Genomic DNA, 25,729 nt, shown 5'->3' with positions numbered 1-25,729 from the left:
CGTTCAAGGGGGATGGGTTGATGCGAAAACTGGCATGGCTCGCGGTTGCGGCAATCGCCGTCATCGGCGCCGGAACGGCAAACGCGCAGCAGACGCCGCGTAAGGGTGGCACGCTGCGGATGACGGCGCCTTATGCCGCAAGCTTCGGCAGCCTCGATCCACATGTGACGCCACGGGCCCAGGACGACATCGTCGGCAAGGCGCTGCAGCGCTCGCTCTACAACTGGGACACCGCCGCCAACAAGCTCTCGCTCGAGCTCGCCAAGTCCGTGTCGGTGTCGGCTGACGGCCTCACCTACACCTACAAGCTGCGCGACGACGCCTTCTTCCATAACGGCCGCAAGATGACGGCCGACGACGTGATCTATTCCTTCACCCGCATCATGGACGGCAGCAAGGGTTATCCCGGCGCGCGCTATGTCCGCCTGATCAAGGGCGCGGTCGACGTCGAGAAGGGCACGGCCAAGGAAATCTCCGGCCTGAAGAAGGTCGACGACTACACGCTCGAGATGACGATCACCGACCGCGTCGATCCCGGCTACTACTTCTTCGGCGGGTCGACCGCGATCCTGCCCAAGGAAGAGGTCGAGAAAGGCAACTATGCCTCCAATCCGGTCGGCCTCGGACCCTTCAAGTTCAAGGAGCACATTCCCGGCTCGCGCGTCTCGATGGACCGCTTCGACAAGTTCTACAAGACCGGCCAGCCCTACCTCGACAAGCTCGAGGTGCTGATCATGGCCGAGGCCGCCGCCCGCGACGTCGCCTTCCGCAACAAGGAAATCGACACCTCGATCCTGGGACCCGCGCAGTACGTCGCCTATCGCGCCGATCCGCAGCTCTCCAAGGGCATCCTCGAAGTGGCCGAGATGTTCACGCGCTCGATGCACATGAACCTCGGCTCGATCAAGCCGTTCCAGGACAAGCGGGTGCGCCAGGCGATCAACTATGCGATCGATTCCAACCTGATCATCTCGCGCCTGGTCAAGGACAAGGCCTATCGCGCCACCAGCTGGCTGCCGCCCTCCTCGGCCGCCTTCGACAAGACGATGAAGCCCTATCCCTACGATCCGGAGAAGGCCAAGAAGCTGCTGGCCGAGGCGGGCTTCCCCAACGGCTTCGAGTTCGAATGGACGACCAGCCAGAACGAGAGCTGGGGCCTCCCGATCGTCGAGGCGGTGATCCCGATGCTGGCGCGCGTCGGCATCAAGGCCAAGCCGAAGCTGGTCGAGGTCACGGTGTTGACCGAGATCCTGATGAAGGGCGACCATCAGGCCCTCATCTCGTCGAGCCTGACCGGACCGGACTCGCTCGCCACGCTGCGCTGCTATTACTCCAAGACGCCCCGCACGGCCTGCAACTACACCGGCTTCAACAATGCCGATTTCGACAAGCTGCTCGACGATGCCGCCCAGGAAGGCGACATGGCCAAGCGCGACGAGATCCTGAAGAAGGCCAACAACCTGCTCTATGACGAGGCGCCCGTCTGGTTCTTCAACTACAACAAGGCGGTCCTGGCCTTCCAGCCGTGGGTCCACGGTCTGCAGCCCAACCCGACCGAGATCACGCACCAGTACCCCGAAAACATCTGGGTCGATGCCAGCTCGCCGGCGAAATAACGGCGAACAAGGAAAGTCGAAGGGTCCCTCGCTGCCGCTCGGGATGACAAAGTCTCCGTCATCGCGAGCCTAGCGAGGGAACTTCCAGAACCCCGCAATGCTCCTCGTCCTTGGCCGCCGCCTCGCCAACATCATCCCGACGATGCTCGCCGTCGTGGCGCTCGTCTTCCTGCTCTTCTCCGTCCTGCCGGGCAGCTTCATCTCCGGCATGAACGAGGACGGCCGCTCGACCATCGACCCTGCAGTCATGGAGCGCATGCGCAAGGAGATGGGGCTCGACGATCCGCTGATCGAACGCTTCGCCAAGTATGTGGCCGCGACGGCCGTCGGCGACCTCGGCACCTCGTTCCGCACCCGCGAACCCGTGACCAAGATGCTGGCCGGCCGCATCTGGCCGTCGCTGAAACTGGTGCTCGCGGCCATGACCTTCGCCATCCTGGTCGGCGTCACGCTGGGCTTCCTGGCCGCACTCAAGCCCGGCAGCCTGATCGATACCGCCGCCATGGTCGGCGCCATTTCCGGCCTCTCGCTCAGCCAGTTCTGGTTCGGCCTGATGCTGATGTACCTGTTTGCGTTGAAGCTCCAGTGGCTGCCGAGCTTCGGCTACGGCGACGGCGGCCTGCGCAACCTCATCCTGCCCGCGATCGCGCTGGGGGTCGGGCCGATGGCCCTGCTCGCCCGTACGACGCGCGCCGCGGTCCTCGACGTGCTCAATGCCGACTTCGTCCGTACCGCGCGCAGCAAGGGCATGAGCGAGCGCCGCGTCGTCGAATGGCATGTGCTGCGCAACGCGCTGGTCCTCGTCATCACCATCGTCGGACTGCAGTTCGGCTCGCTGATGGGCCAGGCCGTGGTCGTCGAAAAGCTGTTTGCCTGGCCGGGCGTCGGTTCGCTGATGGTCGACTCGGTGTTCCAGCGCGACATGCCGACGGTCCAGGGCTGCATCCTGATGATCGTGCTGTTCTTCCTCGTCATCAACACACTGGTCGACATCGCCTATGTCGTGATCGACCCCCGGATCCGGTACCGATGAGCCTTGCCCTGAAGCTTCCCCGGTTGCGCCTGAAGGGCGGCGCCTCCCTTTGGGTGGGCGGCGGCCTGGTCGCCATCGCCATCTCCGCGGCGATCCTGGCACCGTGGATCGCCCTGACCGATCCGGTGCTCGACGCCAATCTGATGAACGCCGAGCTCCCGCCCAGCTGGGAGTTTCCCTTCGGCACCGACGCGCAGGGCCGCGACATCTACTCGCGCATCGTCTGGGGCGCGCGCGTGTCGCTGAGCGTCGGCATCATCAGCCAGATCTGCAACAGCCTGATCGGCGTCACGCTGGGCCTCACCGCGGGCTACTGGGGCGGCTGGTGGGACGATGTGGTGAGCGGTCTCACCAACCTGATGCTGGCGATTCCGTCGCTGGTGTTTGCGCTGGCCATCATGGCGATCCTCGGACCGGGCCTCGTCAGCCTGGTGATCGCGCTCGGCCTCACCAGCTGGTCCTATTCCTGTCGCATCGCGCGCGCCCAGGTCCTGTCGCTGAAGAGCCAGGGCTATATCCAGGCGGCGCGCATCCTGGGCTATGGCGACCTGCGCATCATGTTCACCCAGATCCTGCCCAACATCCTGGGGCCGCTGATCGTGATCGCGACCCTGGGCATGGGCGGCGCCATCCTCGCCGAAGCGGCCCTGTCGTTCCTCGGCCTCGGCATCCGCCCGCCCTTCCCGAGCTGGGGCAGCATGCTGTCGGAAGCCCGCGACCAGATCACCACGGCGCCCTGGCTCTCGGTATTCCCGGGCCTCGCCATCTTCTTCACCGTGCTCGGCCTCAACCTGCTGGGCGACGGCCTGCGCGACTATCTCGACCCGCAGTCGACGACGCGGCGTGGATGAGGGCCTGCGCATGACGACGCCCCTCCTCAAGGTCGAGAACCTGCGCATCGCCCTGGCCGGCGACGGCGTCACCTACGATGCTGTCGAGAACGTCTCGTTCGAGATCGGCCGCGGCGAGGCCTTCGGCCTGGTGGGCGAATCGGGCTGCGGCAAGAGTATCACGGCCCTCTCGGTGATGGGCCTGCTGCGCCGACCGCTCTCGCTGGCCGGCGGCAAGATCATCCTCGACGGTAAGGAGATCCAGAACGTCTCCCCCGCCGAGATGCGGCGCCTGCGAGGCAAGCGCATCGCCATGATCTTCCAGGAGCCGATGACGGCGCTCAATCCGCTGTCGCCGGTCGGCCGGCAGATCGCCGAGATGTTCGTGCTGCACCAGGGCGCCAACTGGAACGAGGCGATGGACCGCGCCGAGGACGCGCTGCGCCAGGTCCGCGTGCCGTCGCCCGAGCGGCGCATCAAGGACTATCCGCACCAGCTCTCGGGCGGCATGCGCCAGAGGGTGATGATCGCCATCGCGCTGGCCTGCGGGCCCGACCTGCTGGTTGCCGACGAGCCGACCACCGCGCTCGACGTCACCGTGCAGGCCGAGATCATCGACCTGATGGCCGAACTCTGCGCCGCCAAGGGCACCGCCGTGCTGATGATCAGCCACGATCTCGGCCTGGTCGCCAACATGTGCCAGCGGGTCGCCGTGATGTATGCCGGCCGCATCGTCGAGAGCCAGGTGGCCGACGCCATCTTTGCCACGCCGACCCATCCCTATACGCAGGGCCTGATCGATTCGCTGCCGCGGCTCGGCGAACGCGCCCGTCGCGGTCGCCAGAAGCTGCGCGAGATCTCGGGCGTCGTGCCCTCGATCGCCAATTACCCGTCCGGCTGCCGGTTCAATCCGCGCTGCCCCGCCGTCACCGACATCTGCCGGTCGGTCGTGCCGGAGGCGACGCCGCTGCCCGCCGACGGACTCGTGAGGTGCCATCACCATGGCTGAGGGCCTGCTTTCGCTCAACGACCTCGCCGTCCACTTCAAGGTCGGCAATGCGCTGGCCGGCGGCATCAAGACGCTGAAGGCGGTCGACGGCGTCACGCTCGACGTGAAGCCCGGCGAGTGCCTGGGTCTCGTGGGCGAATCGGGCTGCGGCAAGTCCACGCTGGCGCTCGCCATCATGGGCCTGCTGCCGCCGACGCGCGGCACGATGAACATCGACGGCCAGCAGATTTCCGGCGCCACGCCGCCCGACCGCATGAAGATGGCGCGCACGGTCCAGATGGTCTTCCAGGACCCCTACGCCTCGCTCAACCCGCGGCAGACGGTGCGCCGCACGCTTGCCGATCCGCTGCGCCTGCACGGCGTCACCGACAGGGCCGAGGTCGAGGCGCGCGTCATCGACATGATGGCCAAGGTCGGGCTGCGCCCCGAACAGGCCGACCGCTACCCGCATGAATTCTCGGGCGGCCAGCGCCAGCGCATCGGCATCGCCCGCGCCCTGATCCTGAAGCCCAAGCTGGTTCTGTGCGACGAGCCGGTGTCGGCACTCGACGTCTCGATCCGCGCCCAGATCATCAACCTCCTGCTCGAGCTCAAGGACGAGATGGGGCTGGCCTACATCATGATCAGCCACGATCTCGGCGTGGTCGAGCATGTGAGCGACCGCGTGGCGGTGATGTATCTTGGCCGTATCGTCGAACAGGGCGGCTGGCAGGAGATCTTCGAGAATCCGCGCCACCCCTATACGCGCGCCCTGATCGCCGCGATCCCCGACCCGTTTCATCGTGCCGCGATCAGCGCCGATGCGAAGGCGCGCGGCGAGATTGCCAGCGCGCTCAACCCGCCCTCGGGCTGCCATTTCAATCCGCGCTGCCCGCTCAAGGCCGACATCTGCACGGCCGAGTATCCGGCGTTCGGCGAGGTGTCTCCGGGTCATCGCGCGGCTTGTCATTTCCGCGACAGGACTCAATGAAGAACGCGCCATTGTCGGCGCGTTCTTGCACAACTCAGATTTTACGCTTCGATCATGATCCGATCGAAACGGCGGACCCTGCCGCTGCTCGCGTGAGGTTCTTGGGTCCAACGAACCCGAAAAGGGCCGATTTCCGGAACCGCATCAGCACATACATGTTGGTGAAGTGCATGATACCCAGCAGCACGACAACCAGCCCGATCTTCGTGCTGAGATACTCGACAGCCTCCACAAGGCCGTCCGGTCGGCCGCCGTAGCGCAACATCAGCGTGATGAAGCCAACGTTGATGAGATAGAATCCGACAAGCAGCAAATGATTGACGCTTCGCGCAAGCTCCTCCCTGCCCTCGAAATTCTCCACCAGAAAAACCAACCCGTTCTTGCTGAGCGTGTTCCCGACCCAGATCGTGATACCCAGGCTCAGCGCGACGTAGGCGGCGTAATAAGCCATGAAGTATTGAATGGACATGATTGTCTCCCCTCTTCGCTTTGTGCTAATTAGAGAGTTAATTAGCGTATTAGCTAATTACTTATCGTTAGCTAATTCGTCAACTAGCTAAATACAGGATCTGGCAACGAATGATCGACAAGGTTTTTGAGGCGCTCTCGTCAACGGTGCGGCGCAAGATACTCGCCTATCTGTCGTCAGCAGACCTGACTGCCGGCGAAATTGCCGATCGCTTTGACATCTCGAAGCCCTCGATCTCCAAGCACCTCGCCCTACTGGAAGGCGCCGGCCTGATCGCAAGCGAGAAGAAGGGCCAGTACGTTCACTACCGGCTCGTACGCGACAATCTCGCCAACACATTGAACGGCTTCGTGCAGGAAGTGTGCCCGGTGTCACGCCCGTTGAAGAAAGAAAGCCAGCGTTTGGCGAAAGCAAAGACCAGCTAGTCCAAGGTCGCGGCCATGACTCTGCTCGACACCGATATCATTCTCGACTGGATCCTTCGCCGCGGCCTCGACGGTCTCGACGAGGGCGAGCTCCTGCGCGAGTTCTGTGAGAAGTGCCGCGAGGCTGGCCTCATGCTGTCGCGCGCGCTGTCCTTCATCGACACGCTGCATCCCGTCCATGAAGGCCGCATCTACCGCTGGCGCGACGATTCCGTCGAGGAGGAGGCGGCGACGGACTATGCCCGTACCGACCAGGGCGGTCCCGCCGCCGAATCCTGGCTACGCAGCCCCTTCTTCCATCTGCTGCAGACCGGCGAGGAAGAGCTGCGCCGCCGCATCGGCTTCGGCGAGGAGCCGGGCTTCAGCGTCATCCAGGAGATGAAGGACCTCGGTCACACCGACTACATCGTCTTCATCCATCGCTTCGCCGGCGACACCAAGATCGGCGACATGGACGGCGTCTATTCGGCCTGGTCCACGCGCCATTCCGAGGGCTTCAGCGATGCCAACGTCATCGCGTTGCGCCGCCTGGTGCCGGCGCTGGCGCTTGCCATCAAGAGCGCGGCCCTGGCGCGTATCGCCGATACGCTGGTCCGGGTCTATCTCGGACGCGATGCCGGCCGCCGGGTGCTGGAGGGCAGCATCCAGCGCGGCGTCGCCGACCGGGTCGAGGCGGCGCTGTGGTTCTCCGACCTGCGCAGCTTCACGGCCATCACCGATACGGCCAAGCCCAGCGAGATCATCCCGCTCCTGAACGACTATGCCGAGGCAGTGATCACCTCGATCCACGAGGCGGGCGGCGACGTGCTGAAGCTGATCGGCGACGGCACGCTGGCGGTCTTCCGCGCCGACGATCCGGCAGAGGCCTGCCGCTGCGCGCTGCGGGCCGAGGAGAATCTGCGGGCGCGCATGAAGTCGCTGAACGAGCGGCGCCTCGCCGCGGAGCAGCCGGTCACGACGGCCTATATCGGCCTGCATATCGGCGAGGTCTTCTACGGCAATATCGGCAGCTTCGATCGCCTCGACTTCACGGTCGTGGGGCCGGCGGTCAACGAGACCAGCCGCATCGCCTCGATGTGTCGCTCGGTCGACCGGCCGGTCCTCGTCTCCTCGACCTTCGCCGGCGCTCTTCCCGCGGAGGAACGCGCCCGCCTGGTCTCCGTCGGCCGCTTCGCGCTGCGGGGGGTCGGAAGGGCGCAGGACCTCTTCACCATCGACCCCGAGCTGCTCTGACTCTGCCATGCTTGCCGACGGCGCGGACGCTGCTAGGTTCGCGGCCTGACCCAGGAGGAGCAGCCCATGGCAAAGTCACCCGCCATCTCGATCGGCATCAAGGAAGCGGACCGCAAGAAGATCGCCGAAGGTCTGAGCCACCTGCTGGCCGACACCTACACGCTCTATCTGACGACCCACAATTTCCACTGGAACGTCACCGGGCCGATGTTCACGTCGCTTCATACGATGTTCATGACCCAGTACACCGAGCTGTGGAACGCGGTCGATCCGATCGCCGAGCGCATCCGGTCGCTGGGCTATCCCGCCCCCGGCTCCTACGGCCAGTTCGGCAAGCTGAGCTCGCTCGCCGACGCGCCGGCCAAGCCGCCCAAGGCGCTGGAGATGGTGAGCATTCTGGTCACCGGCCACGAAGCGGTGGCGCGCACCGCGCGCGGCATCTTCCCGGTGGCCGACAAGGCGGGTGACGAGCCGACGGCCGATCTGCTGACCCAGCGTCTGACGGTTCACGAACAGTCGGCCTGGATGCTGCGGTCTCTGCTGGAATAGCCGGTGGCACCCATGGCCGGGACCAAACGCCGTCGCCTCTTGAGGCTTGCCGGTCGCGGCGCCACGGCCATGGCCACCATCCTGGCGACGGGTCGCATGCCGGCCCTGGCGCAGCAGAGAACTGTCCACTGGCTGAAATGGATCGACTTCGTCCCGGCGTCGGACGCGCTGCTGCGCGGAGAGATGCTGCCGGAAGCCGAGCGGGCGCTGGGTATCCGTATCGCCCTGGAGACGATCAACGGCAATGACCTGCATCCTCGTGTGACCGGCGCGATCGGGGCGGCTAGCGGCCCCGACCTGGTGATGGCGTTCAACGAGCAGACCTATCTCTACGCCAACAGCGCGGTCGATCTCACCGACATCGCCAACGCCATCGCGCAGGCCCAGGGCGGCTTCTATCCGTATGCCCGGACGATGTGCAGCCAGGGCGGCAGGTTCATGGCCATGCCCTGGGCGGTGATCGGTACCATGATCGCCTATCGCCGGTCGTGGTTCGAGGAAGCCGGCGTGACCTCCTTCCCCGGGACCTGGGCGGACTATCGCGATGTCGCGCAGAAGCTCAAGGCCAGGGGACGTCCGATTGGACAGACCCTGGCCCATACGCTCGGCGACTCGCCAAGCTTCACTTACCCCTACCTGTGGTCCTGGGGCGGCATGGAGATCGATCCGGCCGGCAAGGTAATCCTTGAGTCGCCGGCCACGCTCGAGTCGGTGAAATTCATGCAGGCCTTCTGGAAGGAGGCCTGCGACGAGCGCGGCCTCACATGGGACGACGCCGGCAACAACCGCGCTTTCCTGTCCCAGGCGATTTCGGCGACACTCAACGGCGCCTCGATCTACATCGAAACGCTGCGCCGGCCCGAGCGATACCGGACGGCCCAGGGCACACCGATGAACCGCGACATCATGCACGCGCCATTGCCGGCAGGACCGGGCGGGCAGTTCGGCCTGCACCTGCTGCAGTCGAACATGCTGATGAAATATTCGAAGAACCAGGAGCCCGCGAAGGAGTTCCTGACGTGGATTCATGCCGAGCGGAACTTCGAGAAATGGTTCGTCTCGCAGAGAGGCTTCTCGACGCCCTGCACCGAGGCGTGGGAAGCCCATGCGGCCTGGACCGACGATCCTGTGATGGCGCCCTTCAGGGTCGCCGCGAAGCTCGGTCAGGCGCCCGGCCGCGCCGGCCCGCCGGACGCCAGGGCGGCGCAAGTCTTGTCGCAGTACGTCATCGCCGACATGTACGCCAAGGCGGTGCGGGGCATGCCGGCCGAGGAGGCCGTAAAATGGGCAGACGGCAGGCTGAGGAATATCTACGGCTGAGCCGGCCCCGCCCACGACTCCAGCACGTCCCACTTTGCCTTGCGTTGCTCGTCGCGCGACTTCTTGAAATCGTGGCCGTACGGAGCCGTGTCGAACGATCCGTAGGTCGGATTGGCGATCATCAGCCACTGCTTACCCCAGTAGGGCAGGCCCGCCTCGAACGCCTTCACCCGCTCGGCCTCGCTGCTGCGATAGCGGTCGTCGAAGTCGCCGAGATTGTCGCCGATGTTCAGCAGGATGCGGTAATCCCGGGCGATCGCCGCGCGGCGCGTGCTCTTGGCGCCGGTCCAGTCGGGTTTCTCGCCCTGCATCAGGAACGTGTCGACGTTGCCGCCCAGGGGAAATCCCAGCTTCGCCATGTTCTCGCGCGTATCCGTCTCGGTCTCGGCGCCGCGGTTGGTGACGTAGAAGACCTTCACGCCCCTCGAGTCGGCGTACGTCGTGAAGTCGACGGCACCGGGAATGGCCTCGGAAATCCGGGCGGCGCAGAACTGGTTCCAGCTCTTGGTGCTGAAACTCTGGTTCGTCCGCATCATCCAGACCTGGTACTTGGAGTTGTCGAGCAGGGTCTCATCGACATCGAGAACGATCGCGGGCGGCAGGGTCTGGAAGTCGCCCTTCTGCTCGGCCGGCGCGGCCGTCCAGTTCCTGTCGGCCAACGCCTCGTCGAGCCGGAGGCGCGCCAGCGCGTACACCGTGAGCGCGTTGGCCCGGTACTCGACGGCGCGCTGCGTCCACAGCGTCGCCAACAGAAGGTCGTTGCCCGGCGGCGCTTCCTGGGCGCGGACTCCTCCGCCCGAAAACACCGCCAGAAGAACAGCGACGAGCAGGCCGGTGCGCGTCCTCATCCCGATATCCTTTCGAGCAACAACTTCTTCGTCGCCACGTCGGCGAACGACGCCTCCACCGTCGTGCGCGCAATGTCCCGCAAGCGCTCAGCGTCGAGACCCGCAAGGTCGTATTCGGTCCCGAGGGTGGTGTGGAAGAATGGCGGATCGTCGGAGTTCAGCGTCACCCGGACGCCCGCATCGATCAGCCGATGCAGCGGATGCGAGGCGCGATCGGGATAGAGACCAAGGGCCACGTTGCTGCCCGGACAGACTTCGAGGACGATGCCGCGGCGCGCCAGTTCCTCCATCAAGGCCGGATCGTCGGCCGAGCGCACGCCGTGGCCGATGCGGGTCACGGGCAGGTCGCGAATCGCGGCCCACACGCTCTCCGGTCCCACGACCTCGCCGGCATGGACGGTGCAGCCATAGCCGTTCTCATGCGCGAGGCGGTAGGCCGGCGCGAAATCGACCGGCGCGAACTTGGCTTCGTCGCCGCCCATGCCGAAACCCACGACATAGGGATGCGGCTCGGCCAGCATGGCACGGACCATCGCCTCGGCCCGCTCGGGCCCGAGATGGCGGATGCAGATGATGATGATACGGCCCTCGATGCCGAATTCCCGCCGGGCATCGTCGATGCCCTGCGCCAGCGCTTCGAGCCATTGGGTGTAGGAGATTCCGAGCGCGGCCGGCCGTTCGGGCGAACAGAACATCTCGACATAGACCGCCCCCTCGCGCGCTGCCCCCGCGAGATACGTGTAGATGACGTCGCGAAAATCGCGCGGCGCCTTCAGCGCCGTGCAGACGCGGTCGTAGGCGTCGAGGAAGCTCCAGAAGTTCGTCCAGGCGTAGTGGCCTTTGGCATCGAGCAGGTTCGGCGGCAGCACCAGGCCGTTGCGCCTGGCCAGTTCGAGGGCGAGCGACGGCGGGATCGAGCCTTCGAGATGGCAGTGGATTTCGGCCTTGGGTATCACGCAAATCCTCGGAGCGGCAGGTCAGGGCGTTGCAGCCAGTTGTCGGCCGCATAATCGGCGCGGCCGTCGATCAGGTGCAAGCTGTAGGCATGGCGGGACCGCGACGAACGGTTGGCCGTGCTGGCGTGCGGCAACAGGCCGTGCAGGACGATCAGGGTGCCGCGCCGGACCTCGAGCGCCACCGGCTCGACATCCGGCCACGGCGCGGCGTCGATCGTCCGGATGACGAGGTCGCCGTCGCGATAGCCGAACCACTGCCGCAACGGCCCGCGATGGGCGCCCGGCAGGGCGATCAGGCAACCATTGTCCCGGTCGGCGTCATCGAGCGCGATCCAGAAGCCCGTGACGCTGGGCGGCTCGGTCCGAAGGAACGTTGCGTCCTGATGCCAGCCGACTTCGCCACCGACATGCGGCTGCTTGAACAGGTACATCGACTGCAGCAGCAGCGGCTCCTGAAGCCCGAGAGACCCGGCGAGCGCCGCAAGCCGCGGCTGTCGCGAGAAGCGGTCGAACACCGGATCGAGATCGTGCAGCGCGTGACCGATCTTGTTCAGTTGATCGGGGGCTTCCGGCTCAACGAAGAAGCGGATGTCGCCACCCGACTCGCGAAAGTAGCGGTCGCCTGCATGGGACTGATCGACGGTCGAGAAGATCGTGCGCACGGTGCCGAGGCCGAACCCTGCCACGAGTTCGGCAGCCCGCGCCTTCAGCGCCTCGCAGTCGGCACCCGTCACGAAATCCGGCAGGACTGCAAAACCGTCTCGCACGTAAGCATCGAGGTCGATCACAGCGCGACCCGTTCGAGGATCGCGGGCGTCTCGGGCGGCGCCTCCTCTTCGATGCGCACGGCGCGGCGGATCATTGCAATCGCCTCGTCGGCCGCGGCATCGCTGGCCGCGTGGACAAGGCAGAGCGGATCGCCGCTCCGGATCTGGCATCCGACATCGACGAACCCGGTGAGACCGACCGTTGTATCGATGGCATCGTCGGCGTGGCGGCGCCCTCCTCCCAGCGCCACGACGGCAATCCCGACATCGCGGGCATTCATGCCCACGACATGGCCCGATCGCTCGGCCATGCAGGCTTTCACCACCGGCGCATGGCCGAGATAGCGGGCGCTATGTTCGAGGAAATCGCCGGGACCGCCCAGCGCCGAAACCATACGGGCGAAAGTCTCCGCGGCGCGGCCATCGGCCAGGACGGCCTCGGCCTTTGCGCGGCCCTTGCCGAAATCCGCCGCCAGCTTGCCGAGCACCAGCATCTCGCCCGCCAGCGCCATCGTGACCTCATGCAGGCGCGGCTCGCGCGCACCGTTGCCGGTGAGATAGGCCACCGTCTCCGCGACTTCGAGCGCATTGCCGACCTCGCGCCCCAGCACGCGGTCCATGTCGGTGATCAGCGCCACGGTCGGCAAGCCGGCCCGGTTGGCGACATCGACCAGGCTTCGTGCCAGATCGCGCGCCATTTCCTCGGTATCGCAGAAGGCGCCGGAGCCGCACTTCACGTCCATCACCAGCCCGTCCAGCCCCTCGGCGACCTTCTTGCTGAGGATCGAGCTCACCAGCAGCGGGATCGATTCGACGCTGCCCGTGACGTCGCGCGTCGCATAGAGGCGCCGGTCGGCGGGCGCCAGATCGTCGGTCTGGCCGATCACCGCGCAGCCGACCTCTCGCACGACCTTGCGGAACGTGGCGATGTCGGGCTGGGTCTCGTAGCCGGAGATGGCCGAGAGCTTGTCCAGCGTGCCGCCGGTATGGCCGAGGCCGCGACCGGAGATCATCGGCACGAAGCCGCCGCAGGCGGCCACGATCGGCGCCAGCATCAGGCTCACCTTGTCGCCCACCCCGCCGCTGGAATGCTTGTCGAGCACCGGGCCCGGCAGGTCGAGGTCGCGCCAGTCGAGCATGATGCCCGAGCGCGCCAGCCCGAGCGTCAGCGCCACCCGCTCCGGCACGGTCATGCCGCGGAAAAACACGGTCATCGCGAAGGCCGCCACCTGGCCCTCGCTCAGGCCGCCATCGTGGATGCCGCGCACGATGAAGGCGATCTCCTCGTCGGTGAGTTCATGCCCGTCGCGCTTCCGGCGAATGATCTCCTGCGGCAGCATGCTCATGCGCAGCCTTCCAGGAAGGTGCGCAGCACGCGCCGCACCTTGTCCGCCGCGGCGGCCGCCACCGCGAGAGTCTGCTCATGGGCGAGTTCGCCCGGCACGAGGCCCGCGGCATAGTTCGTCATCAGCGATAGCGCCGCGACCTTGAGGCCGGCGTGGCGCGCCAGGATGGTCTCGGGCGCCGTCGACATGCCGACGGCATCGGCGCCCAGCACGCGCGCGGCGCGGATTTCGGCCGGCGTTTCGAAGCTCGGCCCGCTGAAGAAGATGTAGACGCCTTCGTGGCAGACGACGTTTGCCGCCCGCGCCGCGTCCATCAGTTTCGTGCGCAGGGATGGATCGTAGGCATCGACCATGTCGACGAAGCGGCTGTCGCCCGGACCGACTCCGAACAGCGGATTGACACCCGTGAAGTTGATGTGATCGCTGATCGCCATTACCGACCCGGGTGGCATGTCGAGTCGGAGACTGCCAGCCGCATTGGTCTGCAGCAGCGTCTCGCAGCCCAGTCCGGCCATCGCATCGATGGCGCCCTTCATCTCGTCGGCCCGGCCGCGCTCGTAGTAATGCGCGCGGCCCTGCATCACTGCCACGGGCGTCTTGCCGACATGGCCCAGAACCAACCGGCCGGCATGACCGCCGACCGTGGGCTGCGGGAAGCCCGGCAGGTCGGCATAGGGGATCGTGGCGACCGCCGTCACCTCCTCGACGAAGCCGCCGAGGCCGGAGCCGAGGATCAGCGCGACCTTCGGTCGAAAGCCCGGGGCCGCCCGCTCGAGAACGTCGCGCACGGCTAGCCGAAATGCTGCGGACCGAAGGACATCGGCAGCAGCTGCCCCAGGGTTACCGTGCGATGCAGCCCGTCGGGACCGCACAGATGCACCGGCACCTCGTCGCCCGCGAACTCGCGCAGCTTCTGCCGGCAGCCGCCGCAGGGCGTGATGACTTCCGGGCCGGGCCCGACTACGACACATTCGAGGATACGCTTGTGCCCTGCCGCGACCAGGGCCGCGATGGCACCCGCCTCGGCGCAAAGCCCCTGCGGATAGGCCGCGTTCTCGACATTGCAGCCGCCATGGATCGAGCCGTCCTCGGCCCGCACGGCGGCGCCGACATGGAACTTCGAATAGGGGGCATGGGCGCGCAGCATCATCCGCTGCGCCAGGTGGAGAAGGTCGTTCATCTCAATGCTCCTTCTCGTAAGGCACGCCGGCCGCCTTCGGCGCGACGGTGCGGCCGATGAAGCCGGCCAACAGGAATAGGGTCAGAAGATAAGGCAAAGCCTGGATCAGTTGCACGGGGACTTCGCCCACACCGGGCAGCTTCACGCCCTGTAGCCGGATGGCGATGGCGTCGAGCAGGCCGAAGGCCAGGCAGGCGCCGAAGGCCGGCATCGGCTTCCAGCGTCCGAAGATGATCGCGGCCAGGGCGATGAAGCCCTGCCCCGCGGTCATGTCCCGGCTGAACCCGGCATTCTGCGCGATCGACAGATAGGCACCGGCCAGGCCGGCGAACAGGCCGCAGATCAGCACCGCGCGGTAACGCAGCCACGACACCGAGATGCCCGCCGCGTCGACCGCCAGGGGCACCTCGCCCACAGCACGCAGGCGCAGGCCAAAGCGCGTGCGCTCGATCACCCACCAGGCGAAGGGGACGGAGAGCAGCGCCCCGTAGACCAGGATATTGTCGCCGGCGACGGGGAAGAAGATCGGGTTGAGACGTTCCGTGCCGGCCAGCGGCGGCGTCTGGCCGCCCCGGCCGAACCATGCCGTGCCCAACACCACGGTGAGCCCCATCGCCAGGATGTTGATCGCGATGCCGCTCACGACCTGGTTGCCCCGATGGGTGATGCAGGCGAAGCCGTGCAGCAGGGCCAGCATCTCAGCCGCCACGATCGCGGCGGCGACACCCGCCCAGGCCGAACCGGTCAGCGACGCGGTCGCCGCGGCGAAGAACGCCGCCATCAGCATCTTGCCTTCGAGCCCGACATCGATGATGCCGCTCTTCTCGGAGAACAGTCCGCCCATGGCGCAGAGCACCAGCGGCGTCGCCACCCGCAGGGTGGCGGCGAGCGTCGCGGCGACGAGGGTGAGCGCCTCCTCCACCTCAGCCCTTTCGCGCGAACAGCGCCTGCAGCCAGGGCCGCGGCAGATGGACGAGGGCGCCCGAGAACAGGATCACCAGCCCCTGGATCACGACGACCATCTCGCGCGTGATCTTGGGAATCTCGAAATTGAGTTCGGCGCCGCCCTGCTGCAGCGCGCCGAACAGCAGGGCTGCCAGCACGATACCCAGTGGATGCCCGCGCCCCATCAGGGCAACGGCAATGCCGGTGAAGCCGTAGCCGGCGGCGAAATCGAGCACGAGCCGGTGGTGCACGCCCAGCAGCTCGTTGACCGCGACGCCGCCGGCCAGCGCACCGGACAGGCACATGGCGAGCATGGTCGTGCGCTTCAGGTTGGTGCCGGCATAGAGCGCCGCTTCCGGATTTTGCCCCATCGTGCGCAGCCCGTAGCCCCACGGCGTGTGCCACAGGAAGATCCAGACGCCGACACAGGACAGAAGCGCCAGCAGCAGCGACAGGTTGAGCGCCGACGGCGCGACCGCGATACCGATCCACTGCAGCGCGGCCTGCATCGACGGCACCGCGGCAGAGGCGGCGAAGCCGCGGCTCTGCGGTGTCATCGAGCCCGGCGCGATCAGCACGTTCACCATCAGGTAGACCATCAGGGCCGAGGCCACGAAGTTGAACATGATGGTGGTGATGACGATGTGGCTGCCGCGCCAGGCCTGCATCCAGGCGGGGATGGCAGCCCACGCCGCGCCGAACGCCGCCGAGGCGAGGATGGCGAGCGGGATCAGCAGCAGGCCCGGCAGGATGCCATCGAGCGCCAGCACCGCGAGGCCGCAGCCCAGCCCGCCGATATAGGCCTGCCCTTCACCGCCGATGTTGAACAGGCCGGCATGGAAGGCCACCGCGACCGCGAGGCCGGTGAAGATGAAGTTCGTGGCGTAGTAAAGCGTGTAGCCGATCGATTCCGACGATCCCACGGCGCCGAGCACGAGCAGCTTCAGGGCGTGGAAAGGATCGACGCCTATGACCTCCACGATGAGGCCGACGACGAGGAACGCCATCGCGATGTTGGCGAGCGGCAACAGGCCGATCTCGACCCAGCCCGGCAATGTACGGCGCCCGGCGCTCATGCGGCGCGGGCACCCGCCATCATCAGGCCGAGGCTGCGCTCGTCGGCCTCGCCGGCCGCGACCTCGCCCACGATGCGTCCGCCGAACATCACCAGGATGCGGTCGGCCAGCGACAGGATCTCTTCCAGCTCGACCGACACGACCAGCACCGCGCAGCCCGCGTCGCGACTCCTGATCAGCTCGCGGCGGATGAATTCGATGGCGCCGATGTCGACCCCGCGCGTCGGCTGCCCGACGAGCAGCACCTTCGGATTGCGCGCCATCTCGCGCGCCAGGATCAGCTTCTGCTGGTTGCCGCCGGAGAAGTTCGACGAGCGCAGCCCCGGCGTTCGCGGCCGCACGTCGAAGCGCTCCATGAGATCGGCGCAGTATCTGCCGACCGCGGGACCGTCCATGAGGTAGTTGTGGCAGAACGGCTCACGATCCTGATAGCCGAGGATCGAGGTCTCCGACGCGAGGAAGGCCGGCACCAGCCCCTGCCGCAGCCGGTCTTCCGGCACATGGGCCACCCCGAGATCGCGCATCTCGGCCGGATCGGCGGGATGGGTGGCATCGACCCTGCGTCCGCAGGCTTCCATCTCGCCGCCGGTCGGTGGCCGGATGCCCGCGAGAACCTGCAGCAATTCGCTCTGGCCGTTGCCGGAAACGCCGGCGATGCCCACGATCTCCCCGGCCTTCACGTCGAGCGAGATGTCGTCGAGCAGACGGACTCCGCGACGATCGACCAGCGACAGGTGCCGCGCGGCCAGCCTCGTCTCGCCTCCTCGGGCCGGCGCCTTGTCGAGATCGAAGCGCACCTTGCGGCCGACCATCAGCTCGGCGAGATCCTCGGCAGCGGTCTCGGCCGTACGACGTTCCGCCACCACCTCGCCGCGACGCATGACGATCACCTTGTCGGTCACGCTCAGGATCTCGCGCAGCTTGTGGGTGATCAGCACGACCGTGACGCCGCGGTCGCGCAGCACGCGCAGGATCTCCAGCAGCCGGTCGGTCTCCTGCGGCGTCAGCACGGCGCTGGGTTCGTCCAGGATGAGAATGCGGGCGCCGCGAAAAAGCACCTTGAGGATCTCGACCCGCTGCTGCTCGCCCACCGACAGGTCGGCCACGAGCGCATCGGGATCGATGGCAAGACCGTACTCGCGTGCGAGGCGCGCCAGCTCCGTGCGGGCCGCCGCCAACCCGCCGGCCAGCAGCGCGCCGCCTTCGGCGCCCAGGATCAGGTTCTCGAGCACAGTGAAACTGTCAACCAGCATGAAATGCTGATGGACCATGCCGATGCCGTGGCCGATCGCGTCGCGCGGGCTTGCCATCTCGGCCGGCCGTCCGTCGACCAGGATCTCGCCGGCATCGGCCCGATGGAGCCCGTAGAGGATGCTCATCAGGGTCGACTTGCCCGCGCCGTTCTCGCCCACGATGCCGGTGATGCTGCCGCGTTCGATCCGCAGCGAGGCGCCGCGCACCGCGTGCACGCTGCCGAACGACTTGTCGATCCGCCGAAGCTCGATGGCAGCGTCGGCCGTCAGCTCTTGCACGAATTGTTGCTCATATAGTCGTGGACGACGATCTGGCCCGAGATGATCGCGGCTTTCGCGGCATCGACCGCGGCCTTCATCTGCGGCGTGATGAGCTTTTCGTTGTCCTTGTCGAGCGCCCAGTCGACGCCGCCTTCCTTGAGGCCCAGCACCTGCACGCCGCCCTTCCACTCATTGTTCCGCGCCGCCTTGAAGCTGTCGTAGGCCGCGAGATCGACGCGCTTCAGCATCGAGGTGAGCATGTTGCCGGGATGCAGATGGTTCTGGTTGGAATCGACGCCGATCCCCAGCTTGCCGCGATCCTTGGTCGCCTGGAGGATGCCCAGCCCGGTGCTGCCGGCGGCGGCATAGACGACGTCGACGCCACGGTCGAACTGGCCCTTGGCCAGCTCCGCGCCGCGGCCCGGATCGTTCCAGGCAACCGGCGTCGTGCCGGTCATGTTGGTGATCAGCTCGGCATTGGGGCTGGCGTACTTAATGCCCTGCTCGAAGCCGCACTGGAAGCGGCGCACCAGCGGGATGTCCATGCCGCCCACGAAGCCGATCTTGCCGGTCTTCGAGGCCATTGCCGCCAGCACGCCGACGAGGAAGGAGCCTTCCTGCTCCTTGAACACGACCGACTGCACATTGGGCAGATCCACCACGCTGTCGATGACGGTGAAGTGAATGTTCGGGAATTCCCGCGCGACCTTCTCGAGCGCGACCGCCTGCGCGAAGCCGACGGCGACGACCGGGTCGTGCCCCCTTTGGGCGAAGCGCCGCAGCGCCTGCTCGAACTGGGTCTCGTTGCTGGGCTCGAACTCCGAGACAGCGATGTTCGTCTCCTTCTTGAAGCGCTCTGCGCCCTGCCAGACACCTTCGTTGAAGGACTTGTCGAACTTGCCGCCGGTGCTGAAGACGATCGCCGGCTTGATGGCGACGGTCTGTGCCTGCGCGAGCGCGCCGAGACCGACGGCCGCCAGCGCGGAGATCAGGGGGCCAACCCAGCGTTTCATTGCCATTCCCATGTTGTTGGCGCGAGTTTGGACCGGGCCGCGTCCCCGGTCTAGGCGAAGAGGGGGCCGCCGGAGACGGGCACGGGACTTGCTATACTACAGCGCAAAGCCGCCCCGGGAGGACTCATGGCCGAGTACGATCTCGTCATCCGCAATACCACGATTGCCACCGCCTCAGACGTGGTGAAGGGCGACATCGGGATCGTCGGCGGACGCGTGGTGGCGCTGGGCGAACGGCTCGACAAGGGACGTCGCGAGATCGACGCCACCGGCCTGATCGCAGTACCCGGCGGCATCGACGCGCATGTCCATTTCGACCAGGACACGGCCGACGGCTCGGTCTTCTGCGACGATTTCGAGAGCGGCAGCCGCGCCGCCGCCGCCGGCGGGACCACAACCATCATTCCCTTCGCCTACCAGAACAAGGGCCAGCCGCTGCGCGACGCGGTGAACAAGTATCACAAGCGCGCTGAAGGCAAGTCGCTGATCGACTACGCCTTCCACGTGATCCTGTCGGATGCCAGTGAGAAGATCATGGGGCAGGATTTCACCGCACTGGTCGCCGACGGCTACACCTCGTTCAAGGTCTACATGACGTACGACGACGTGAAGCTGACCGACCGCGAGATGCTCGACGCGCTGGCCGCCGCGCGTCGCGAGCAGGCGATGCTCATGATCCATGCGGAAAACTCCGATTGCATCACCTGGCTGACCGAGCGGCTGGAACTGAAGGGTATGACCGCCGCCAAGTTCCACGCGACCTCCCGCCCCTTCGTGGTCGAGCGCGAGGCCACGCATCGCGCCATCTCGCTGGCCGAGCTGCTCGACGTGCCGATGCTGCTGGTCCATGTCTCGGCAAAGGAAGCCATGCACGAGATCCAGCGCGCCCAGGCGCGCGGCCTGCGTGTCTATGGCGAGACCTGCCCGCAATACCTGTTCCTGAGCGAGGAGGATTTCGAGAAGCCGGGCGAGGAAGGCGCCAAATGCGTCTGCTCGCCGCCGCCCCGCGGCACCGACAACCAGGAACATATCTGGACCGGCCTGTCGGCCAACACCTTCCAGATCCTCTCGTCCGATCACGCCGCCTTCAAGTTCGACGATGTGCGCGGCAAGAAGCTGCCCGGCGCGGCCCGGAGCTTCCGCAAGATTCCCAACGGCGTGCCGGGCGTCGAGACGCGGCTGCCGCTGCTATTCTCCGAAGGTGTCAACAAGGGCCGCCTCACCCTGCAGCAGTTCGTGGCGCTGAGCTCGACCAATGCCGCCAAGATCTACGGCCTGCATCCGCGCAAGGGCACCATCGCGGTGGGCTCGGATGCCGACATCGTGCTGTGGGATCCCGAGCGCCGGGTGAGCCTCACCAACTCGATCCTCCACCACAATTGCGACTACACGCCCTACGAGGGACGCGAGCTCACCGGCTATCCGGTGATGACCCTTTCGCGCGGCGAGGTGGTGATGGAGGAAGGCCGCATGAGCGGCTCGGCGGGCCGTGGCGTTTTCCAGAAATGCGACCGCCCCGAAGCCGCCCGACCGCGCGGCCGGCCCCTGATCGATCCGTCGATCTTCAATTAGACAGGATGAATTTAGGGTCGATCCAAACCACTCCGCTTGAGCCCACAATAAAAAACGCCCGGCGGAGCGATCCGCCGGGCGCTTCGATGTCAGGCCGCCCTCAGTAATTCAGGCCGTAGTAGCCGGGATTGCCCCACTCGCCCCAATCCCAGTCGCTGTCGACGGCGTTGTCCATGCCGGTCGGGCTGTAGGGATCGTCGGCGAAGTTGGCGCGCATCGCCGTCGTCATCATCTGCTTCGACGCCTCCTTGATGTAGGCGTTGTAGTTGTCCTGGTTGCCCATGTAGAGGCAGCCGCACATGGTCGGGTCGGCGTACACCCACACCGGCTTGCCATTGTAGGTCTTGCGGACGAGCTTGTGCGGCGGCAGCTTCTTGAACGAGGCGGCCTGACCCGGCGTTTTCAGCGACACGACCTTGAAACCGGAATCGGCCAGCATGTCGCGCTTCGATTCGGTCTTCGGATCGGTGCCGTGACAGGCAGCCAACAGCCCTCCGATCGCCAGGATGGCGAGAATGGACCTCACAGGCTTCATCACGTCCCCCACTGTTTCCCTCAGGCGGCGGCCCGAAGGCCCGCCTTTGCATCCTCTTTGATCATGTCCGCGCCCTTCTCGGCAACCATGATCGTGGGGGCATTGGTGTTGCCGGACGGCACGGTCGGCATGATCGAGGCGTCGATCACGCGCAGCCCGGCGATCCCGTGGACCCGCAGCCGGTCGTCGACCACGGCCATCGGATCCGAACCCATCTTGCAGGTTCCGATGACGTGATAGGTCGTCTGGCCGTTGCCGCGGGCGAAGCTCAGCCACTCGTCATAGGTCTGAACCTTGTCGCCGGGATTGTTCTCGAAGGCGATGTACTTCGCCATCGACGGGTGCGAGACGATCTTGCGGGCGATCTGCATGCCGGCCACCGTGGCGTCGCGATCGATCTGGGCCGACAGGAAGTTCGGCCGGATGGCCGGAGCGCTGCCCGGCACTGCCGACTTGATGTGGATCGAGCCGCGCGAATCGGGCCGGCACTGGCCGATGACGACCGTCATGCCCGGCTCGCGCTCGAGGTCGCGCTTCTGCGCCGTATCGTAGCTGGCATGCGCCATGTGGAACTGCATGTCGGGGGACTCTAGGCCCGGCCGGGTGCGCACGAAGCCGTAGACGACGCCGGCCGTGAGGGCGAGCGCGCCGCGGCCGGTCGTGTAGTAGCGCATCACTTCCTTCATGAGGTTGATGCCGCGCGTGCGCTCGTTCAGCGTGATCGGCAGCTTCACGCGCCAGTTCATGCGCGGCGCGAAGTGGTCGCCGTAATTCTCGCCGACCCCCTTCAACTCGTGCTTCACCTCGATACCGTGGCTGCGCAGAAGCTCAGGCTGGCCGATGCCGGAGTGCTCCAGCACGCCGGGCGACTGCACGGCGCCGCACGAGACGATAACCTCGCGCCCGCAGCGGGCCTCCTTCGCCTGGCCGTGTACGCTGTAGGAAACGCCGACGCAGCGCTTGCCCTCGAGGATCAGCTTGTTGACCAGCGCGTCGGTCTCGATGGTGAGGTTGGGGCGCGAGCGGATGGGATCCAGGAAGGCGCGCGCCGTCGACTGGCGCTTGCCGTTCTTCATCGTCACCTGGAAGTAGCCGAAGCCTTCCTGGTTGCCGTTGTTGTAGTCGGCATTCTTCGGATAACCGCTGGCCTCGGCCGCGTCGATGAAGGCATCGCACAGTTCGTGGGTGTCGCACATCTGCGCCACATTCAGCGGGCCGCCGCGGCCGCGGCTGTCGTCGCCGCCCGGCTCGTAATTCTCGGACTTCTTGAAGTAGGGCAACACCTGCGAATAGGACCAGCCGCGGTTACCGAACTGCGCCCAGGTATCATAGTCGAGCGGCTGGCCGCGCACGTAGAGCATGCCGTTGATCGAGCTCGAGCCGCCGAGCGTGCGGCCGCGTGGGCAGGGAATGCTGCGCCCGGCCATGCCCTCCTCCGGCTCCATCTGGAAGTTCCAGTTGAACTTGTCGTGGTTCAGGAGCTTCGTGAAGCCCGCCGGTATGTCGATCCACATCGACTTGTCGCGCGGCCCCGCTTCCAGCAGCAGGACCTTGACGTTGGCATCCTCGGTCAGGCGGTTGGCCAGCACGCAGCCGGCGGAACCGCCGCCGACGATGATGTAATCCCAATTGGCCATGGCGTTTCTGTCTCCCTTTTCGGGAGACAGTCTAGCGCAGATGGCAGGAAACGTGATGCCCCGGTGCGATTTCGCGCAGCGAAGGAACATCGACCTTGCAGCGCTGCACGGCATAGGGGCAGCGCGTGTGGAAATGGCAGCCCGACGGTGGCTTCACGGGGCTGGGCACGTCGCCCTGGAGCACGATCTTCTTGCGCTTGATGGCCGGGTCCGGCACCGGGACGGCGGCCAGCAGGGCCTCCGTGTAGGGGTGCTGGGCGTTTGTGAAGATCGACCGCGTGTCGGCATATTCGACGATGCGGCCGAGATACATGACCGCGATCTGGTGGCTGATATGCTCCACAACCGCGAGGTTGTGCGAGATGAACAGGTAGGAGAGCCGGCGCTCCGCCTGCAGCTCCATCAGGAGGTTGATGACCTGCGCCTGGATCGAAACGTCGAGCGCCGAGACCGGCTCGTCGCCGACGATAAGCTTCGGCCCCAGCGCCAGGGCGCGGGCGATGCCGATACGCTGTCGCTGCCCGCCCGAGAACTGGTGCGGATAGTTCTTCATCTGCGCCGTGCGCAGACCGACTCGCGCGAACAGCGCGGACACCTGCTCCTGGCGTTCCTTGGCGTTGGCGACGCCATGCACAAGCAGCGGCTCGCCCACGATGTCGCCCGCCGTCATGCGCGGGTTGAGGGACGAGAACGGATCCTGGAAGATGATCTGCATCTCTCGCCGGTAGGGACGCAGCTCGGCCTTCGACAGGCCCATGATCTCCTTGCCCTCGACCTTGATCGAGCCCGAGGTCGGCTCGACCAGGCGCATGGCGGCGCGACCGGCCGTGGTCTTGCCGCAACCGGACTCGCCCACGAGACCGAGCGTCTCGCCGGCGCGGACGGTGAAAGTGACGCCATCCACGGCATAGACCTGGCCGACCGTGCGGCGCAGCAGGCCCTTCTTCACCGGGAAGTGCTTCTTGAGGTCCTTGACCTCGATGACGGGGGGATTTGCGCTAACCATGTGTGTGCCAGCAGGCGGCCCAGTGACCGGGCTGCTTCTCCTCATAAGCCGGACGTTCGCGTCGACACTTGTCGTCGGCCTTGCTGCACCGGGGCGCGAAGGCGCAGCCGGGCGGCAGGTCGAACAGCGGCGGCACGATGCCGGGAATTTCCTGTAGGCGCTCCTGGGAGCGATCGGTCTGTCCGCGCATCAGGTCGAGGCGCGGAATCGAGTTCATCAGGCCCACCGTGTACGGGTGAAGCGGCCGGGCGAACAGCTCGCCGACGGTCGCTTCCTCGACCTTGCGGCCCGCGTACATGACGATGACCCGGTGCGCAGTCTCGGCGACGACACCGAGATCGTGCGTGATCAGCAGGACCGCCGCGCCGAACTCGCGCTGCAGCTCGACGATTAATTCCAGGATCTGCGCCTGGATGGTGACGTCGAGTGCGGTCGTGGGCTCGTCGGCGATCAGCACCTTGGGATTACAGGCCAGCGCCATGGCGATCATCGCGCGCTGGCGCATGCCGCCCGAGAGCTGGTGCGGATACTCCTTGGCGCGTTGCGTCGGCTCGGGAATGCGGACCAGATCCAGCATCTCGATCGCCCGCTTCATCGCCTGCTTGCGGTCCATGTCGCGATGCAGGATCAGCGCCTCGGAGATCTGCTTGCCGATCGTCATCACCGGATTGAGCGACGTCATCGGCTCCTGGAAGATCATCGAGATCTCGTTGCCGCGCACGTCGCGCATCTCCTCCTCGGAGATCTTGAGCAGGTCGCGACCGTCGAGCTTGATCGAGCCCGTCACGATGCGCCCCGGTGGATCGGGGATCAGCCGCATCAGCGAGAGCGCGGTCATGCTCTTGCCGCAGCCGGACTCACCGACGATGGCCAGCGTCTCGCCGGCGGCGACCTCGAAGTCGACGCCGTCGACCGCCTTGACGATTCCCTGGCGCGTATAGAACCACGTGCCGAGGTCGGACACTTCCAGAAGAGAACTCATGTACGCTGTCTCGGATCGAGGATGTCACGCAAGGCATCGCCCAGCAGGTTGGTGCCGAACACCGTCAGGCTGATGGCGACACCGGGGAAGATCACGAGCCACGGCGCCGTGCGGACATATTCCGCAGCCGACTCAGAGAGCATGCGGCCCCATGACGGATAGGGTTCGGGAATGCCGAGGCCCAGGAAGGAAAGCGACGCCTCCGTCAGGATGGCCGAACCGAGTTGGGCCGTGCCGAGGACGATCAGCGGCGCCAGCGTGTTGGGCAGGACGTGCCGGAGGGCGATGCGCATTTCGCCCATGCCGATGGCCCGGGCGGCCTCGACGAAGGGCTGCTCGCGCAGCGACAGAGTACTCGACCGCACCACGCGCGCCACGCTGGGCACCAGCGGGATCGCGATCGCGATGATCGTGTTCTCGAGCGACGGTCCGAGAGACGCCGCCATGACAAGGGCCATCACCAGCAGCGGCAGCGACTGCATGATGTCCATCACGCGCTGGGTCGCGAGATCGATCCAGCCGCCGACGAAGCCGGACAGCAGGCCGATCAGCACGCCCAGGATGCCGCCCAGAAGGGTCGCGCCGACGGCCACGGCGAGCGAGATGCGCGCGCCATAGACGATACGGCTGAACATGTCGCGGCCCATGAAGTCGGCGCCCAGCCAGTAGGTGCCGCCCGGTGCGGCCAGCGAGGCGCGGGAGTTGGTCGACAGCGGATCGTGCGGCGCGATGACGTTGGCGAACAGCGCCGTCACCACGAAGAGCAGCACGAGGATCGCGCCCACCGCGCCGAGCGGATAGCGCCGGGCGAGGAAGCCGGCCTGGCTCCAGAAGCCCGTTACGTTGGCGCCGGCCTTGGCCAGCGCGGCATCATGGTCGATGACTGCCATGGGTGCTC

26 protein-coding genes are annotated in these 25,729 nt (G+C 66.3%); 10 read left to right on the top strand and 16 right to left on the bottom strand.

From position 1 onward, the window contains the following. The first annotated feature begins 20 nt into the window (after positions 1–20). The 5 genes from ACO07I_RS19265 to ACO07I_RS19245 all read left to right on the top strand — a co-directional run bounded on the left by ACO07I_RS19265 (position 21) and on the right by ACO07I_RS19245 (position 5,458). Positions 21–1,616, top strand: coding sequence for an ABC transporter substrate-binding protein (locus tag ACO07I_RS19265; RefSeq protein WP_422010119.1), 1,596 nt, complete (start codon positions 21–23; stop codon positions 1,614–1,616). Between the two features lie 97 nt (positions 1,617–1,713). After that, positions 1,714–2,649, top strand: coding sequence for an ABC transporter permease (locus ACO07I_RS19260; protein WP_422010117.1), 936 nt, complete (start codon positions 1,714–1,716; stop codon positions 2,647–2,649). After that, positions 2,646–3,500, top strand: coding sequence for an ABC transporter permease (locus tag ACO07I_RS19255; protein ID WP_422010115.1), 855 nt, complete (start codon positions 2,646–2,648; stop codon positions 3,498–3,500). The genes ACO07I_RS19260 and ACO07I_RS19255 overlap by 4 nt, the downstream gene beginning before the upstream one ends. 10 nt (positions 3,501–3,510) lie before the next feature. Next, positions 3,511–4,488, top strand: a complete 978-nt coding sequence (locus ACO07I_RS19250) for an ABC transporter ATP-binding protein (protein ID WP_422010113.1) — start codon at positions 3,511–3,513, stop codon at positions 4,486–4,488. Then, on the top strand, positions 4,481–5,458 hold the full coding sequence (locus tag ACO07I_RS19245) for an ABC transporter ATP-binding protein (protein ID WP_422010111.1): 978 nt from the start codon (positions 4,481–4,483) through the stop codon (positions 5,456–5,458). Before ACO07I_RS19250 ends, ACO07I_RS19245 begins: the two co-directional genes overlap by 8 nt. A 52-nt stretch (positions 5,459–5,510) precedes the next feature. Here the strand turns inward: ACO07I_RS19245 and ACO07I_RS19240 are convergent, their stop codons facing one another. After that, complete coding sequence (locus ACO07I_RS19240) at positions 5,511–5,927, bottom strand: hypothetical protein (RefSeq protein WP_422010109.1); 417 nt, start codon at positions 5,925–5,927, stop codon at positions 5,511–5,513. Between the two features lie 110 nt (positions 5,928–6,037). On the opposite strand from ACO07I_RS19240, the gene ACO07I_RS19235 reads away from it, so the two are divergent. The 4 genes from ACO07I_RS19235 (at position 6,038) to ACO07I_RS19220 (ending at position 9,454) form a co-directional block, all read left to right on the top strand. Continuing rightward, the gene (locus ACO07I_RS19235) at positions 6,038–6,352 is read left to right on the top strand and encodes a metalloregulator ArsR/SmtB family transcription factor (RefSeq protein WP_422010107.1); all 315 of its coding nucleotides are present in this window, start codon (positions 6,038–6,040) and stop codon (positions 6,350–6,352) included. Between the two features lie 15 nt (positions 6,353–6,367). Beyond that, positions 6,368–7,585: an adenylate/guanylate cyclase domain-containing protein gene (locus ACO07I_RS19230; RefSeq protein WP_422010105.1), complete on the top strand. Its 1,218-nt coding sequence runs from the start codon at positions 6,368–6,370 to the stop codon at positions 7,583–7,585. 66 nt (positions 7,586–7,651) lie between these two features. Beyond that, positions 7,652–8,134, top strand: a complete 483-nt coding sequence (locus tag ACO07I_RS19225) for a Dps family protein (RefSeq protein WP_422010103.1) — start codon at positions 7,652–7,654, stop codon at positions 8,132–8,134. Between the two features lie 12 nt (positions 8,135–8,146). After that, positions 8,147–9,454, top strand: a complete 1,308-nt coding sequence (locus ACO07I_RS19220) for an ABC transporter substrate-binding protein (protein WP_422010101.1) — start codon at positions 8,147–8,149, stop codon at positions 9,452–9,454. Here ACO07I_RS19220 and ACO07I_RS19215 read toward each other — a convergent pair. Genes ACO07I_RS19215 through ACO07I_RS19170 form a run of 10 tightly spaced genes read right to left on the bottom strand, consistent with a single transcriptional unit; the run spans position 9,445 to position 19,099 of the window. Then, on the bottom strand, positions 9,445–10,302 hold the full coding sequence (locus ACO07I_RS19215; protein WP_422010099.1) for a 5'-nucleotidase, lipoprotein e(P4) family: 858 nt from the start codon (positions 10,300–10,302) through the stop codon (positions 9,445–9,447). The two genes, ACO07I_RS19220 and ACO07I_RS19215, sit on opposite strands and share 10 nt — an antisense overlap. Then, positions 10,299–11,258, bottom strand: a complete 960-nt coding sequence (gene add / locus ACO07I_RS19210) for an adenosine deaminase (RefSeq protein WP_422010097.1) — start codon at positions 11,256–11,258, stop codon at positions 10,299–10,301. Before add ends, ACO07I_RS19215 begins: the two co-directional genes overlap by 4 nt. Continuing rightward, positions 11,255–12,046 carry a phytanoyl-CoA dioxygenase family protein gene (locus ACO07I_RS19205; protein ID WP_422010095.1) on the bottom strand — a complete coding sequence of 264 codons (792 nt, stop codon included), beginning with the start codon at positions 12,044–12,046 and terminating at the stop codon, positions 11,255–11,257. The genes add and ACO07I_RS19205 overlap by 4 nt, the downstream gene beginning before the upstream one ends. Continuing rightward, positions 12,043–13,365, bottom strand: coding sequence for a thymidine phosphorylase (gene deoA, locus ACO07I_RS19200; protein ID WP_422018325.1), 1,323 nt, complete (start codon positions 13,363–13,365; stop codon positions 12,043–12,045). Before deoA ends, ACO07I_RS19205 begins: the two co-directional genes overlap by 4 nt. Before the next feature lie 2 nt (positions 13,366–13,367). Next, positions 13,368–14,159: a purine-nucleoside phosphorylase gene (locus ACO07I_RS19195; RefSeq protein ID WP_422010093.1), complete on the bottom strand. Its 792-nt coding sequence runs from the start codon at positions 14,157–14,159 to the stop codon at positions 13,368–13,370. A gap of 2 nt (positions 14,160–14,161) precedes the next feature. Next, a complete protein-coding gene (locus ACO07I_RS19190) occupies positions 14,162–14,551 on the bottom strand; it encodes a cytidine deaminase (protein ID WP_422010091.1) in 390 nt (129 codons plus the stop codon). Position 14,552: 1 nt separating this feature from the next. Further along, the gene (locus ACO07I_RS19185) at positions 14,553–15,473 is read right to left on the bottom strand and encodes an ABC transporter permease (RefSeq protein ID WP_422010089.1); all 921 of its coding nucleotides are present in this window, start codon (positions 15,471–15,473) and stop codon (positions 14,553–14,555) included. Position 15,474: 1 nt separating this feature from the next. After that, positions 15,475–16,572: an ABC transporter permease gene (locus ACO07I_RS19180; RefSeq protein WP_422010087.1), complete on the bottom strand. Its 1,098-nt coding sequence runs from the start codon at positions 16,570–16,572 to the stop codon at positions 15,475–15,477. Then, on the bottom strand, positions 16,569–18,095 hold the full coding sequence (locus ACO07I_RS19175) for an ABC transporter ATP-binding protein (RefSeq protein WP_422018323.1): 1,527 nt from the start codon (positions 18,093–18,095) through the stop codon (positions 16,569–16,571). Before ACO07I_RS19175 ends, ACO07I_RS19180 begins: the two co-directional genes overlap by 4 nt. Then, a complete protein-coding gene (locus ACO07I_RS19170; protein ID WP_422010085.1) occupies positions 18,092–19,099 on the bottom strand; it encodes a BMP family lipoprotein in 1,008 nt (335 codons plus the stop codon). The genes ACO07I_RS19175 and ACO07I_RS19170 overlap by 4 nt, the downstream gene beginning before the upstream one ends. A gap of 126 nt (positions 19,100–19,225) precedes the next feature. On the opposite strand from ACO07I_RS19170, the gene hydA reads away from it, so the two are divergent. Further along, positions 19,226–20,671 carry a dihydropyrimidinase gene (hydA, locus tag ACO07I_RS19165; RefSeq protein ID WP_422010083.1) on the top strand — a complete coding sequence of 482 codons (1,446 nt, stop codon included), beginning with the start codon at positions 19,226–19,228 and terminating at the stop codon, positions 20,669–20,671. A gap of 100 nt (positions 20,672–20,771) precedes the next feature. Here the strand turns inward: hydA and ACO07I_RS19160 are convergent, their stop codons facing one another. Genes ACO07I_RS19160 through ACO07I_RS19140 form a run of 5 tightly spaced genes read right to left on the bottom strand, consistent with a single transcriptional unit; the run spans position 20,772 to position 25,721 of the window. Beyond that, complete coding sequence (locus ACO07I_RS19160) at positions 20,772–21,206, bottom strand: hypothetical protein (protein WP_422010081.1); 435 nt, start codon at positions 21,204–21,206, stop codon at positions 20,772–20,774. A gap of 20 nt (positions 21,207–21,226) precedes the next feature. Further along, positions 21,227–22,843, bottom strand: coding sequence for a GMC family oxidoreductase (locus ACO07I_RS19155; protein WP_422010079.1), 1,617 nt, complete (start codon positions 22,841–22,843; stop codon positions 21,227–21,229). Between the two features lie 31 nt (positions 22,844–22,874). After that, positions 22,875–23,849 carry an ABC transporter ATP-binding protein gene (locus tag ACO07I_RS19150; RefSeq protein WP_422010077.1) on the bottom strand — a complete coding sequence of 325 codons (975 nt, stop codon included), beginning with the start codon at positions 23,847–23,849 and terminating at the stop codon, positions 22,875–22,877. Further along, complete coding sequence (locus tag ACO07I_RS19145) at positions 23,842–24,831, bottom strand: ABC transporter ATP-binding protein (protein WP_422010075.1); 990 nt, start codon at positions 24,829–24,831, stop codon at positions 23,842–23,844. The genes ACO07I_RS19150 and ACO07I_RS19145 overlap by 8 nt, the downstream gene beginning before the upstream one ends. Continuing rightward, positions 24,828–25,721 carry an ABC transporter permease gene (locus tag ACO07I_RS19140; protein WP_422010073.1) on the bottom strand — a complete coding sequence of 298 codons (894 nt, stop codon included), beginning with the start codon at positions 25,719–25,721 and terminating at the stop codon, positions 24,828–24,830. Before ACO07I_RS19140 ends, ACO07I_RS19145 begins: the two co-directional genes overlap by 4 nt. Positions 25,722–25,729 lie beyond the last annotated feature (8 nt).

This window comes from Reyranella sp. (assembly GCF_965227665.1).
Taxonomy (GTDB): Bacteria; Pseudomonadota; Alphaproteobacteria; order Reyranellales; family Reyranellaceae; genus Reyranella.
This window is presented reverse-complemented; position numbering and strand designations above follow the sequence as displayed.